The sequence below is a fragment of the Streptomyces changanensis genome, assembly GCF_024600715.1.
Classification (GTDB): Bacteria; Actinomycetota; Actinomycetes; order Streptomycetales; family Streptomycetaceae; genus Streptomyces; species Streptomyces changanensis.
Genome location: NZ_CP102332.1, coordinates 2,278,077 through 2,292,009 on the forward strand (window position 1 = coordinate 2,278,077; position 13,933 = coordinate 2,292,009).

The 13,933-nt window shown below is 75.8% G+C and carries 8 protein-coding genes; 3 read left to right on the top strand and 5 right to left on the bottom strand.

Going from position 1 to position 13,933, the window contains the following annotated elements:
• Positions 1–59 precede the first annotated feature (59 nt).
• Positions 60–2,897, top strand: a complete 2,838-nt coding sequence (locus NRO40_RS10115; RefSeq protein WP_058942111.1) for a CHAT domain-containing protein — start codon at positions 60–62, stop codon at positions 2,895–2,897.
• Positions 2,898–3,249: 352 nt separating this feature from the next.
• Complete coding sequence (locus tag NRO40_RS10120; protein WP_198549330.1) at positions 3,250–4,137, top strand: hypothetical protein; 888 nt, start codon at positions 3,250–3,252, stop codon at positions 4,135–4,137.
• 37 nt (positions 4,138–4,174) lie between these two features.
• On the opposite strand, the gene NRO40_RS10125 is transcribed toward NRO40_RS10120, so the two are convergent.
• A complete protein-coding gene (locus tag NRO40_RS10125) occupies positions 4,175–4,954 on the bottom strand; it encodes an SDR family NAD(P)-dependent oxidoreductase (protein ID WP_058942110.1) in 780 nt (259 codons plus the stop codon).
• A 172-nt stretch (positions 4,955–5,126) separates the two neighbouring features.
• Here NRO40_RS10125 and NRO40_RS10130 point away from each other — a divergent pair, with 172 nt between their 5' ends.
• Complete coding sequence (locus NRO40_RS10130) at positions 5,127–6,947, top strand: glycoside hydrolase family 3 protein (protein WP_058942109.1); 1,821 nt, start codon at positions 5,127–5,129, stop codon at positions 6,945–6,947.
• Positions 6,948–7,011: 64 nt separating this feature from the next.
• Here NRO40_RS10130 and NRO40_RS10135 read toward each other — a convergent pair whose 3' ends face one another.
• The 4 genes from NRO40_RS10135 to NRO40_RS10150 form a co-directional block, all read right to left on the bottom strand.
• Positions 7,012–8,436, bottom strand: coding sequence for a S28 family serine protease (locus NRO40_RS10135; protein ID WP_058942108.1), 1,425 nt, complete (start codon positions 8,434–8,436; stop codon positions 7,012–7,014).
• A 94-nt stretch (positions 8,437–8,530) separates the two neighbouring features.
• Positions 8,531–8,938, bottom strand: a complete 408-nt coding sequence (locus NRO40_RS10140) for a hypothetical protein (protein WP_058942107.1) — start codon at positions 8,936–8,938, stop codon at positions 8,531–8,533.
• 233 nt (positions 8,939–9,171) lie between these two features.
• Positions 9,172–9,570, bottom strand: coding sequence for a hypothetical protein (locus NRO40_RS10145; protein WP_058942106.1), 399 nt, complete (start codon positions 9,568–9,570; stop codon positions 9,172–9,174).
• Positions 9,571–9,958: 388 nt separating this feature from the next.
• Positions 9,959–13,732 carry an ABC transporter ATP-binding protein gene (locus tag NRO40_RS10150; RefSeq protein ID WP_058942105.1) on the bottom strand — a complete coding sequence of 1,258 codons (3,774 nt, stop codon included), beginning with the start codon at positions 13,730–13,732 and terminating at the stop codon, positions 9,959–9,961.
• Between the last annotated feature and the right edge of the window lie 201 nt (positions 13,733–13,933).

Genomic DNA, 13,933 nt, shown 5'->3' on the forward strand with positions numbered 1-13,933 from the left:
AACGCGGCCGCCCCCGCCGCTAGCGTGGCGTCCGGTGACGAAGCCGGAGGGGGCTGGGTATGCCGGAGATCCCGTACGACCTGAACGCCGTGACGTGGGAGGTCAAGGACACCTGGGAGCGGCTCGGCACCGGCTCCGAGGCCCTGGCCCGGGTCACGTCGCTGGTGTGCGAGCGGCTCGGCTGCGCCACCGCCGACGCGGCGTTCGACCGGATGTACCGGGACTGGCGGGCGCTTCCCCGGGCCACGGTCATGTCGGGCATGCGGGCCGGGCAGATCCTGTCGCTCCTGCCGATGCTCCAGTTCGACCGGGCCGACGCCGTCGCCCGGCGGCGGGCGGAGCGCGAGGAGCTGCTGCGGGAGTTGCGGGAGCACGGCCCGCAGGAGGTGCGCTGGCAGGCGAACGTGCCCGGGTTGAGCGCCCTGACCGCGCTGCGGGACACGGGGGCCGGGCCGGCGGCCTTGGAGGAGGCGCTGGCGCGGGTGGACGAGGCGATGTCCCTGGTCGAGTCCCGCAGCCCGGAGCACTTCGCGTTCCGGACGACCCACGCGAGCCTGCGTGCCCAGCTGGCGCAGCTGAGCGGCGGCGAGGACGACTTCGACTCGGCGGTCGAGGACCTGGCCGAGCTGGCGGAGTCGCCGCTGTGGGAGGACGAGGACCGCGTGGTGCTGGCGGGTCAGCTCGCGGCGTTCCGGGGCCGTCAGGCCGCGCGGCGCCAGGACGAGGCGGCCCTGGCGGAGCACATCGCGGTACTGGACGGGTGCGTCGCCCGGATGCCGGCCGAGCACGCGGACCGGCCGGCGCTCCGCGCGAACCTGGACACCATGCGCGCCCACCTGGCGGCGCTCCAGGGGATGCGGACCGGCCGGTTCGACCCCGAGCTGGCGCAGTCGGCGGCCCCGCCGCTGGAGGAGCTGCGGCGGGAGCTGGACGTGCTGCCCGACGACGCGCGGGCGGACCGGCTGGGGGAGGTGGCGATCGGCCGGGGCGGCCACGGGATGCTCGCCCGCGATCCGGTGCGGCTCTCCGAGGCGGTGGAGCTGCTGCACGAGGCGATGGAGCTGCTCGAACCGGGTGACGAGCGGTGGACGCGGTACGCGCTCGTCCTCGGTGTCTCCCATGTCGTGCTCGCCGCCCTGGGGGCCGGTTCCGCGGCGGACCGCCCGGTCCTGCTCGACCAGGGCATCGCGTGGCTGGACCACGCGCGGCGGCAGGCGGGCGGGCCCGAGCACCCGCTGTGGCACAACATCACCCAGTCCCTGGCGCGCGCCTGCCGCATGCGGGGTGACGCGCAGGTGGCGGACCGGCGGGCCGCCCGGCTGAACCGGGACGCGTCACGGCGGCTCGGGATGGAGGGAGTGCGGACCGGAGCGCGGGGCGTACTGCTCCAGTCCGGTACCGGGCACGCCGCGGACACCGGCCGGCACGCGGCGTGGCACGCGCTGGAGGTGGCCCGCTGGTGTCTGGCCGACGGGGCGTACGAGGACGCCGTGCGCGCCCTGGACGCCGGCCGTGGCGGTGTCCTGCACGCGGCGACGGTCGCGGTGACGGTGCCCGACATGTTGGCGGGGCTCGGGCACCCGGACCTTGCCCGGGAGTGGCGGGGCGCCGGTGCGGTCGTACCGGAGTCGGCCGCGGGGCTGCCGGCGCCCGCCGCGCAGGGCCCGTCGAGCCGGTTGCGGCGGCGCGTCCTGGACGTCCTCGCCGCGTCGCCGCACCAGCGGCGGCTGCTGGAGGTGCCGGCGCTGTCCGAGACCGCCGCCGCGCTGCGCGCCCTGGGCGCGGACGCGCTGGTGTACCTGGTGCCGGCCGAGGAGGACCATCCGGGCGCGGCGGTGGTCGTCGCGCCGGACGGGTCGGTGCGGTACCTGCGGCTGCCGGGGCTGGTGGTGGACGGCTCGCCGCTCGCCGAGTACCGGGACGTGGGCGCGCCGGGCCGGGACGCGGGCAGGCCGCCCGCGCACCCCGCCGCGGCCGGGGCCGCCCGTCCGTCGGCGGACGGGCGGGCCGCGCTGGAGCGGCTGTGCGACTGGGCGGGCGCCACGGTGATGGAGCCGCTGTTGCGGCAGCTGCCGCGCCGTCTGGGCGGCGTCCCGTCCGTGGTGCTGGTGCCCATGGCGGAGCTGGGCATGGTGCCCTGGCACGCCGCGCGGGTGCGGGGGCGGCGGGGCCGGTACCGCTACGTCTGCCAGGAGGCGCGGGTGTCGTACGTGCCGTCGGCGCGGGTGCTGTGCGAGGTGGCGGCCCGGCCGGCCGCCGGGGCGCGGCAGGCGCTCGTCGTCGGTGACCCGACGCGGGACCTGCCGCACGCGGGCGAGGAGGCGCGGGCCGTGCACGCGGCGTTCCACCCCGGTGGGGTGCTGCTGGGGCCCGGGGACGCGACGCCGCGGGCGGTGACGGAGTGGCTGCGGGGGCAGCGCGGCGGGCTGCTGCACCTGGCCTGCCACGGCGTGGTGCGGCCGGGTGAGCGCCACAGCGCCTATCTGGAACTGCTGGGCGGGCGGTTGGCGGCGGAGGAGCTGACGGAGTCGGCGGACCGGTTCGGCGGGCTCGACGTGGTGCTGCTCGCCGCGTGCCGGACGAACGTGTCGGGCCGCGGTTACGACGAGGCGTACAGCCTGGCCACCGCGTTCCTCGTGGCGGGTGCCCGGTCGGTGGTCGGGTCGCTGTGGCCGGTGCCGGACGAGGCGACGTCGCTGCTGATGTACATGACGCACCATTACATGGCCCGGGAGGGGCAGACGCCGGGGCGGGCCCTGAGGAGTGCCCAGCTGTGGATGCTGGACGAGGGGCGCCAGGCGCCGCCCGGCATGCCGGGCGCCCTCCTGCCGCGGGTGCGGCGGATCGACGCCGGGGACCTGGCGGGGTGGGCCGGCTTCACGCACCTGGGGTGGTGACGGGCCGGGCGGGTGTGGGGTGGGTGTCCCGTGGGCGTGAAGTGGGCGTGTGGTGGGCGTTGTGCCATGGTGGCCGCCGTGCGGGGCGCGCGGGGGGTTGACTGTCGGTCGGTGGGCCGTCCCGCGGGTGCGCGGGGGGGGCTGACTGTCGGTCGGTGGTGTTCGCGGGTGGGCTGGGAGGGACGTCGACGTGTCGTTCGGGGGAAATGGTCCGTACGGGGGCGGGTGGCCCCCGCAGGGTGGCGATCCGCCCGCGGGGGCACCGCCGTACCCGGGTGCCCCGTATCCGGGGCCGCCGTATCCGGGTGCTCCCCACCCGGGTGCTCCGTATCCGTACGGTGGCGCCCCGTACGTGCCGGGGCCGCGTCGGCCGCCGCCGCGGCCCTCGCTGTGGCGGCGGTTCCGTGACGACGAGTGGCCCACCCTGCGGGAGCTGTTCGGGTACGTGCAGCCGGTGCTGTGGGTGCCGCTGATGTGCTGCGTGTGGCCGTTCCTCGCGCTGCTGGTCGGCTACCCCATGCTCCGCGCGGCCCGGAACAAGGCGCGGCAGGTCTTCCCGTCCGAGGCGCGGTTCGGCGTCGACCCGCACGTCGTCCGGGTGCAGACGACCAGGGCGTGGGCGGCGGCGACCGCGTCCGTCCTCATCCTCGCCGTCTACGGCACGTCCGCCGACTGGGACCAGGCGCAGGAGCAGTTCGTGATGCGGCTGGCGCTGACGCCGTGGCTGCTGCTGCTGACCGCGCCCGTGGTGGTGCTCGTGGTGTTCCGGCTGGCACCGCCGGCGATGCGTCCGCGCATGCGGGCGGGGCTGCGCCCGGCGGTGCGGGCGGTGCTGTGGTACCTCGGCGCGCTGAGCGCCCCCGTCCTGCTCCTGGTCGGGATGCAGCTGCTCGCGTCGGACGGGACGAAGCTGGACGCGTCCGAGCTGGTGGTGGCGCTGGTGCTGCTCGTGCTGCTCGTGCTGCTGGCCTGGGCGGCGATGTTCCTGGCGTTCGCGTCGGCGCGGGCGGTGCGCGGCGCGTTCAACGCCGCGGGTGTCCACCCCGTGCTGCCGGCGCTGTTGACGGGGGTGCTGGTGTGGGAGCTGGCGGGGATCAACCTGTACTACGGCGGGCCACCGCCGGGCCCGCCGCTGGTGCAGTGGTGCGCGCTGCTGGGCGGGCCCGCGTCGGTGACGGCCGTGGCGTGGTGGGAGCTGCGGCGGTTGCGCACCCGGTACGGGGTGACGGTGCGCGGCTGACCGCCGCGGGCGCGGGTGGGCGGTGGCGGGTCGGGGCTCAGTGGGCGTGGAACCCGCCGTCGACGTAGACGGACTGGCCGGTGACGTAGGCCGAGGCGCGGCTCGCGAGGAAGACGGCGGCCCCGGCGAAGTCCCCGGGCAGTCCGTTGCGGCCCACCAGGGTGCGGTCGGCGAGGGCGGCGACCTTCCCGGGCTGGGCCGACAGGTGGGAGTTGAGGGGCGTCATGACGAAGCCCGGCACGAGGGTGTTGCAGGTGACGCCGTACGGCGACCACGCCTCCGCCTGCGAGCGGGCCAGTGACTCCAGCCCGCCCTTGGAGACCCCGTAGGCGCCGCTCTGCACGAACGCGCGGTGCGCCTGCTGGGAGGAGACGTGGATGATGCGGCCGTGGCCCCGCTCGGCCATGCCCGGCCCGAACCGCTGCCCCAGCAGGAACGGCGCGTCCAGGTTCACCGCCATCGTGGTGTCCCACACGTCCTCGCCGAGCTCCCCGAAGGGCGGGCGCAGGTTGACCGCCGCGCAGTTCACCAGGATGTCCGGCTCGCCGAACGCGGCGACCGCGCCGTCGGCGGCGGCGCGCACGCCGTCCCGTGTCGCCAGGTCGGCGCTGACCCGGGCCGCCCGGCATCCCAGCGCCCGCAGCTCCCCGACCGTCGCGTCCAGCTCGGCCTCCCGGCGTGCGACGACCACGACGGCGGCGCCGGCCCGGGCCAGCGCCTCGGCGATGGCCCGCCCGATGCCGGAGCTGCCGCCGGTCACCACGGCCACGCGGCCGTCCAGCGAGAAGAGTTCGGAGAAGTACGTCGAGGTGTCCATGACCGTCACCCTAGGAGGCGTCCCCGCCGGCGCCGTCGGCGGTGTGCCGCCACGGGCGTCGTCGGGGGGCCGGTGTCCGCGCGCATCCTTGACCCGGCAGTTACTTTCGCCTAAGCGTGACTCCTCGGAAGTTTCCTTCATCCCTCGTCACGTACGGCCGGAAGGAGCACCAGTGCACCACCGGGCCACCTCCAGACGCACCGTCCTCGCCGCCACCGCCGCCGCGGCCGCCGCCACCGCGATCGTCCCCCGCACCGCCGTCGCCGACGGCGCCGCCGACGCCGCCGAGGAGCGGCGCCTCGCGCGGATCGTCGACCGCATGACCCTAGAGGAGAAGGTCGGTCAGCTCTTCGTCATGCGGGTGTACGGGCACTCCGCGACCGACCCCGACCAGTCCGACGTCGACGCCAACCTCCGCGAGATCGGCGTCCGCTCCGCCGCCGAGCTGGTCGCCCGGTACCACGTCGGCGGCATCATCTACTTCACGTGGGCGCACAACACCCGCGACCCGCACCAGATCGCCGACCTGTCCAACGGGATCCAGCGCGCCGGCCTCGCGCAGCGGACGCCGGTGCCGCTGCTCGTCTCGACCGACCAGGAGCACGGCATCGTCGCCCGCGTCGGCGAGCCGGCGACGCTCGTGCCGGGCGCGATGGCCCTCGGCGCGGCCGGTTCGCGCGACCTGGCCCGGCGGGCGGCGCACATCGCGGGGACGGAGCTGGCCGCGCTGGGCATCCGGCAGAACTACGCGCCGGTCGCGGACGTGAACGTCAACCCCGCCAACCCGGTCATCGGCGTGCGTTCCTTCGGCGCGGACCCGCGGGCCGTGGCCCGGCTGGTCGCCGCGCAGGTGAAGGGGTACGAGGGGGCGGGCGTCGCGGCGACGGCGAAGCACTTCCCCGGCCACGGCGACACCACGGACGACAGCCACACCAAGCTGCCGTACATCCACCACACGCGCGAGCAGTGGGACGCCCTGGACGCGCCGCCGTTCCGGGCGGCGGTCGCCGCCGGCATCGACGCGGTGATGACGGCGCACATCGTCGTGCCCTCCCTGGACTCGGCGGAGGACCCGGCGACCCTGTCGCGGCCCATCCTCACCGGCATCCTGCGCGAGGAGCTGGGCTACGACGGGGTGGTGGTGACCGACTCGCTCGGCATGGAGGGCGTGCGGACCAAGTACGGCGACGACCGGGTGCCGGTGCTGGCGCTGAAGGCCGGGTGCGACCAGCTCCTCAACCCGCCGGACCTGGACCTGGCGTGGAAGGCGGTCCTCGCCGCGGTGCGCGGCGGGGAGCTCGACCGGGCCCGGATCGATGAATCGGTTCTGCGGATCCTGCGGCTGAAGGCGCGCCTGGGCCTGTTCCGGGACCCCTACGTGACGCGCGAGGGCGTGGACCGCGTGGTCGGCCGGCGCGCGCACCTGGACGCCGCGGACCGCATCGCCGGGGCGACGACGACGCTGCTCGCCAACGAGGGCGGCCTGCTGCCCCTGAACCGCCTCACCCACCGGGACGTGCTCGTCGTCGGCGCCGATCCGGCCTCGCCGTCGGGGACGACCGGTCCGCCGACGGCGACGCTCGCCGCGGCCCTCGGCGAGCTGGGGTTCGCCACCACCGCGCTGTCCACCGGCACCGCTCCCACCGCGGCCCGCATCGAGCAGGCGGTGGCGGCGGCGGCCGGGCGGGACGCGGTCGTCGTCGGCACGTACAACGTCTCGGCGACGAGCGCGCAGCGCACCCTCGTCGCGCGGCTGGCGGCGACGGGCGTGCCGGTGGTGGTCGTGGCGATCCGCAACCCGTACGACGCCGCCCACCTGACGGGGCAGCGGGCCCTCCTCGCCACGTACGCGTGGACCGACGTGGAGCTGCGGGCCGCCGCGCGGGTCATCGCCGGGCGGGTGCGCCCCGGGGGGCGGCTGCCCGTCCCGGTGCAGCGCGCGGACGACCCGTCCCGGGTGCTGTACCCGATCGGGTACGGCCTGTCGTACTGAGCGCGGACGCACCGCCGCCCCCCGGGTACGGCCCGGGGGGCGGCGGTGCGCGCGGGCGCGGCGCCTACGGGCGGAGCGTCGGCTCGCGCCGGAGGTCGCGCTTGTCGAGGCGCGCGTCGTACCGGGCGAGCGGCTGCGCCCGCTCCGCGTCGGCCCGGACGGCGGCGGGGGCGACGCCCGCCCACTCCAGCAGTCGCGCCGTGGCCGCCTCGCGCTGGGGCGCGGCGAGGCCGGCGATGCTGGCGCCGTGGTTCGCGCCGGGCGCGGTGAGGACGTAGCTGTCCTTCGCGCCGCGGTCGACGCGGAACGGCTCGGCGCCCCACGGGTCACGCTCGCCGTTGACGAAGAGCATGCGGCGGGCGTTGTGGCGGACCCAGCTGTCGACGTCCCGCATCACCCACGGCTTGAACCGGACGGGGATGTCGTCCGGGACGAAGGTGTGCGCCGGCTGGTAGCCGTAGCGGGTGAGCCCCTTGAGGTGGTCCACGCGCAGGCTCGGGGAGCCGAGCTCGGTGGCCGCCTGGTAGTAGTACGGCGTGTACGGCTCCAGGCCCTGGTCGGTGTAGAAGGACCAGCCGGAGTAGGTGTCGATCGCCTCGTACACGGCGTCGTCGGTGGCGGTGGTGGCGTCGGGGAGGCCCGCGCAGTCCTGCTCGCCGTGGTACTGCCAGAACGCCCACACGAAGTCGAGGACGACGGCCTCGTACGCCTTGTCCAGGCTGCCGACGGTGCGGAAGGTGGCGCCTTCGGCGGCGGCCCAGTCGCCGTACTTCTTCTGGAGCGGCGCGCGGCGGACGAGGGCCTCGCGCTGGAGGGCGTTCAGCCGGTCGCGGCACTCGGCGGTGCCGACGGTCGCGAAGAACCGGTCGTAGGCCGAGTCCTCCTTCTCCACGACGTCGTTGGGCGCCACGTAGGCGACGACGGCGTCCATGTCCCGCGGGTAGAACCGCTCGTAGTAGGTGGCCGTCATGCCGCCCTTGGAGCCGCCGGTGGCGATCCACTTGCGGTCGTAGACCTTCTTCAGGGCGGTGAACAGGCGGTGCTGGTCGGACGCGGCCTGCCAGATGTCCAGCTTGGACCAGTCGGCGGGCTGGGGGCGGGACGGGCTGAAGTAGCGGTACTCCAGGGAGACCTGGTTGCCGTCGACGATCCGGGTGGGCTCGCTGCGGCGCGGGTCGGGGCTGACGTGGTAGCCGCTGGTGTAGAAGACGGTGGGGCGGCTGGTGTCCTTGTGCAGCAGGGTGAGGCGCTGCTTGAAGGTGCCCTTCCCGGGGCGGCGGTGGTCGACCGGCTGGGTGTAGTTCAGGACGAAGAAGCGGTAGCCGGGGTAGGGCTTCTCCTCGATGAGGGACATCCCGGGGATCGCGAGGACGCGTTCCTTGATGTCCACGGCGGTGCTGTCCTGTCCGGCGGCGGTGGCCGTGCCGGCCGTGCCCACGGTGCCTATGAGCACCACGAGCGACAGCAGCCATCTGAGCGTCGTGCGCATGCGCTGCCTTCCACTGGGTTCACTGCGGTCGCGGCGAACCTACTGGGGTGCGCGTGTGCATGACCAGACCCGACCGGTTATTTCCGACGTGGTGTCAGCACAGGATCCAGCCAGTGGCGGTGCCCCGTCCGGAGACGCTGCCGGCCGCGCGCACACAGCGGTTGAGGGCGTGCACGCTGACGGGCCCGGCCTGCCGGGTGAACCGCCCGGCGTCGACGACGGCGCGGGCGCCGCGCGGCTGCAGGGTGACGGACATGGCACGGCGGGGGCCGGCCTTGGCGACGGTGACGGCGCAGGCGTACTGGCGGTTCTTGTAGACGCGCAGCTCACCGGTGGCGAACCGGACGGTCTTGGCGAGCCGCCCGGGGCACGCCGTACCGGCGGCCCCGGCGGGTGCGACGGCCGGCCCGGCGAGGCCGAGCGCCCCCGCGGCGACGGCCACCGCGACCCCGTGGGCGACCTTCCGCCGCCATCCGGACGTACCCGTGCCTCGACCGAACACCGCGACTCCCTCGTTTCGACCCCGTACTGGCGTACGACGCGGGAGCGCGGCGGAGGGTTGCCCTCCGGGACGCGCGTTCCCGGCGCGGGGCGCGTTCCCGGCCGGGGGGGGGCAGCTGGGGACGCGGGGTGCGTGGGAGGCGCCGGGCGGCGTAGAGGCGCGGGACGCGGGAGAGGCGGGGGAGGGACGAGACGCGGCAGCTGGGGACGCGGGGTGCGCTCCGCGGGCCCGGGTCAGGCGCGGCTCAGCACGGACAGGACGAGCGCGGCCTCGGCGGCGAGCTGTACGGCCAGGGCGGTCAGGCGGACCGGCGGGACCCACCGTCCCCGGCCGCCGACGAGGAGCACGGCGCACCAGGCGGCCCCCGCGACGACGAAAGCCGCCTGGCCCACCCACGACGGCCAGCCCGTGCACCGCTCGCCGTACGTGAGGCAGCGGCCGAAGTCGTCGCTGAAGGCGACCGCCAGCCACGCGCACAGCCAGGCGGGCGCGAGCGCGAGCGCGGCGAACCCGGCCACGCGGCGTGCTCCGGCGGCGGTGACGGTGGGCAGGGCGGTCACGGCGGGGGCCGGGGAGCCGGGGGCGGGGGCGGTGGTGGGCCCAGGGGAGGCGGGCTCGGGGTGCGCGGTCATGCCCCGATCACAGCGCGGCGGCGGGCGCCGGGGCATGAGCGCGCGTACCCGGTACGGCGGGGCGGCGTACTCAACCGGCCGGGAGACCGGCGACCGCACCGCGCACCCACCACCCCGCAGGCACCACGCCGCCGGGGGCGCCCGGAACCGGCCGGCGCCCCGAACGGCGGGCATCACGACCCGCGGGCGCCCCGAACCGGCGGGCGCCCCGAACCGGCCGGCGTCAGGACCCGCGGCATCACGACCCCGCGGGCGTCACGCACCACGGGCGTCACGCACCACGGACGCCCCCGCAGTGGCGGGCGCCGTGGGCGGTCGGCACCGCGGCCGGCCGGGCGTCGCCCGCCGCCGTCCGCCGGCCCCGTCCCGTCCCGCCCTGCCCCGGGTGTCAGGCGACGCGTTCCGGCTCGGGGCGGGGCTCGGGGTCGGCCTCGCCGGTGAAGGTGCGCCACAGCCGCGCGTAGTGGCCGTCGCGGGCGAGGAGCTCGTCGTGGGTCCCGTCCTCGGCGACGCGGCCGTGGTCCATCACGACGACGCGGTCGGCGCGGGCCGCCGTGGTGAGGCGGTGCGCGACGACGAGGGTCGTGCGGCGGCCCGCCAGCCGGTCGGTGGCCTGGTTGACCTGCGCCTCCGTCGCCAGGTCGAGCGCCGCGGTCGCCTCGTCGAGCAGCAGCACGTCCGGGTCGACGAGCTCGGCCCGCGCCAGGGCGATCAGCTGCCGCTGGCCCGCGGAGAGGTTGCGGCCGCGCTCGGCGACCTCGTGGAGGTAGCCGCCGTCGAGGGTGGCGATCATGTCGTGGGCGCCGACCGCGCGGGCCGCGGCCTCCACCTCGGCGTCGCTCGCGCCGGGCCGCCCGTAGGCGATGGCGTCGCGCACGGTGCCCGGGAAGAGGTACGCCTCCTGCGGCACCACGCCGAGGCGGTGGCGGTACGCGGTGAGGTCGAGCTCCCGCAGGTCGGTGCCGTCGACGGTGACGCGGCCGGACGTCGGGTCGTAGAACCGCGCGACGAGCTTCACGAGCGTCGACTTGCCGGCGCCGGTCTCGCCGACGAAGGCGACCGTCTGTCCGGCGGGGACGCGCAGGTCGACGCCGGTGAGGGCCGGCTCGTCGTCGCCGTAGGCGAACGACACGCCCTCGAAGGCGATCTCGCCCTTGAGGGAGCGCACCGGCCGGGGGTCGGCCGCCGGGGCGGTCGAGGTGGGCTCGCGCAGCAGTTCCTGCATGCGGCCCAGCGACACGGACGCCTGCTGGTAGCCGTCGAAGACCTGCGACAGCTGCTGTACGGGCGCGAAGAACAGGTCGATGTAGAGCAGGTACGCCACGAGGGCGCCCGCCGTGAGCGTGCCGGCCTCGATGCGGCCGGCGCCGACGACCAGCACCGCCGCCGCCGCGAGCGACGACAGCAGCTGGACGAAGGGGAAGTACACGGAGATCAGCCACTGGCCGCGCACCCGCGCCTCGCGGTAGGCGAGGCTCCGCTCGGTGAACCGGGCACCGCCCGACCGCTCCCCGCGGAAGGCCTGCACGATCCGCAGCCCCGCCACGGACTCCTGCAGGTCGGCGTTGACGACGCTGATCCGCTCGCGGGCCAGCTCGTACGCCCGGACGCTGGCCCGCCGGAAGAAGACGGTCCCGACGACCAGCGGGGGCAGCGTGGCGAAGACGACGAGGGCGAGCTCCACGTCGATGACGACGAGGGCGACCATGATCCCGAAGAAGGTCACCACGGAGACGAAGGCGGTGACGAGCCCGGTCTGGAGGAACGTCGACAGGGCGTCGACGTCGGTCGTCATCCGGGTCATGATGCGCCCGGTCAGCTCGCGCTCGTAGTAGTCGAGGCCGAGCCGCTGGAGCTGGGCGAAGATCTTCAGGCGCAGGGCGTAGAGGACGCGTTCGCCGGTCCGCCCGGTCATCCGGACCTCGCCGGACTGCGCCGCCCACTGCGCGGCGACGGCCAGCAGGGCGAGCGCGGACGCCACCCAGACCGCGCCCAGCGCGAGCTGCGTGACGCCCTCGTCGATGCCGTGCCGGATCAGCACCGGCAGCAGCAGGCCCATGCCGGCGTCGACCGCGACGAGCAGCAGGCTGGCGAGGAGCGGCAGGCCGAAGCCGCGCAGCAGCCGGCGCAGCCCGTACGACTCCTCGGGGCGTACGGCCCGGTCCTCGTCGACGTCCGGGGTGCCGTCGGCCGGGGGCAGCGCCGCGACCTGGGCGAGCAGCTCGGGCGTGGCGCCGGGTGTGGCGTCGTGGCCGGTGCCGGCCGTCTCGCGGTCCCACAGGGCGGGGGTGATGCCGCGCTCGGCGTCGAACTCGGCGTCGATCTCGTCCCGGACGGTGTGCTCGGCCGCCTCGTCGGCCGGTGTGCCGGCGGGGAGGGTGTGGCCGGGGGAGACGCCGCCCAGCCCGTCGGGGTCGGTGAGGAGCCGCCGGTACAGCGGCGAGCGGGCCTGGAGCTCGTCGTGGGTGCCGAGGTCGGAGAGGCGGCCGCCGTCGAGGACGGCGATCCGGTCGGCGAGGCCGAGCGTGGAGCGGCGGTGCGCGATGAGGAGCGTGGTGCGGCCCGCCATCACGGACCGGAGGGCCTCGTGGATCTCGTGCTCGACGCGCGCGTCGACGGCGGAGGTGGCGTCGTCGAGGAGGAGCAGCCGGGGGTCGGTGAGGATCGCCCGGGCGAGGGCGATGCGCTGGCGCTGCCCGCCGGAGAGGGTGAGGCCGTGTTCGCCGACGGTGGTGTCGTACCCGTCGGGGAGGGCGGTGACGAAACCGTGGGCCTGGGCGGCGCGGGCGGCGGCCTCGACCTCCTCGGGCGTCGCGTCGGGCCGCCCGTAGGCGATGTTGGCGCGGACGGTGTCGGAGAAGAGGAAGCTGTCCTCCGGTACGAGTCCGACGGCGGCGCGCAGGGACTCCAGGGTCAGCTCGCGCACGTCGTGGCCGCCGACGCGGACGGCGCCGCCGGTGACGTCGTAGAAGCGGGGCACGAGCAGCGAGACGGTGGACTTGCCGCTGCCGGAGGCGCCGACCACGGCGACGGTCTCGCCGGGGCGGATGCTCAGCGAGAACCCGTCGAGGACGGGCCGCCCGTCCTCGTAGCCGAAGGAGACGTCGTCGAACTCGACGCCCACGGGGGCGTCGGGGTCCAGTGCCCGTGTGCCGTCGCGGATGACGGGCTCGGTGTCGATGAGTTCCAGCACCCGTTCGGCGCCGGCGCGGGCCTGCTGGCCGACGGTGAGGACCATGGCGAGCATGCGGACCGGGCCGACGAGCTGGGCGAGATAGGTGGAGAAGGCGACGAAGGTGCCGAGGGTGATCTCGCCGCGGGTCGCCAGCCAGCCGCCGAGGGCGAGCATGGCGACCTGGCCGAGCGCGGGGACGGCCTGGAGGGCGGGGGTGTAGCGGGCGTTGAGCCGGATGGTGCGCAGCCGGCCGGCGAACAGGGTCCGGCTCGCCTCGCGGAGCTTGTCGGTCTCCTGCTCCTCCTGGCCGAAGCCCTTGACGACGCGGACGCCGGTGACGGCGCCGTCGACGACGCCCGCGACGTGCCCGGCCTGGGCCTGGGCGTACCAGGTGGCCGGGTGCAGGCGGGTGCGGCTGCGCCGGGCGATGAACCACAGGGCGGGGGCCACGGCGAGGACGACGAGGGTGAGCGGCGGGGAGAGCCACGCCATGATGCCGAGGGAGATGAGGAAGAGCAGGACGTTCCCGAGGGTCATCGGGAGCATGAACAGCAGGCCCTGGATGAGCTGGAGGTCGCTGGTGGCGCGGCCGACGACCTGCCCGGTGGAGAGTTGGTCCTGCCGCCGCCCGTCGAGTCGCGTGATCGTCGCGTACATCTCGGTGCGCAGGTCGTGCTGGACGTCGAGGGCGAGCCGCCCGCCGTAGTAGCGGCGGACGTAGGTGAGGGCGTACACGGCGAGGGCCGCGCCGATCAGGACGCCGATCCACGTGCCGAGGGAGCCGTCGCCCCCGCCGATCACGTCATCGATGACGATCTTGGTGATGAGCGGGACGAACGCCATGACGGCCATGCCGCCGAGCGACGACCCGAGGGCGAGGACGACGTCCAGCCGGTGCCGCCACGCGTACTGCCAGAGCCGGCCGGCCCAGCCCCGCTCCGCTTTCCGCCCCGGTTTCCGCTCCTGGTCCCCCGCCGCCGACACCACGTCCCGCGCCTCCCGTTTCTCCGCTGGTCTACCGGAAGGCACCAACAGGAGCGGGTCCGATTTTCATCCCGGGGGGCGGCGGGTCGGGCCAGGTCCCTCCTTTCGGCCTAGGACTTCCGGCCCACGGGCCCGGGCCGGGGTACGCCTCCGCCGCGCCCGCGTCGGGGCGCCGTCCGGCGGCCGCGGGCGGGTCCGTCCGGT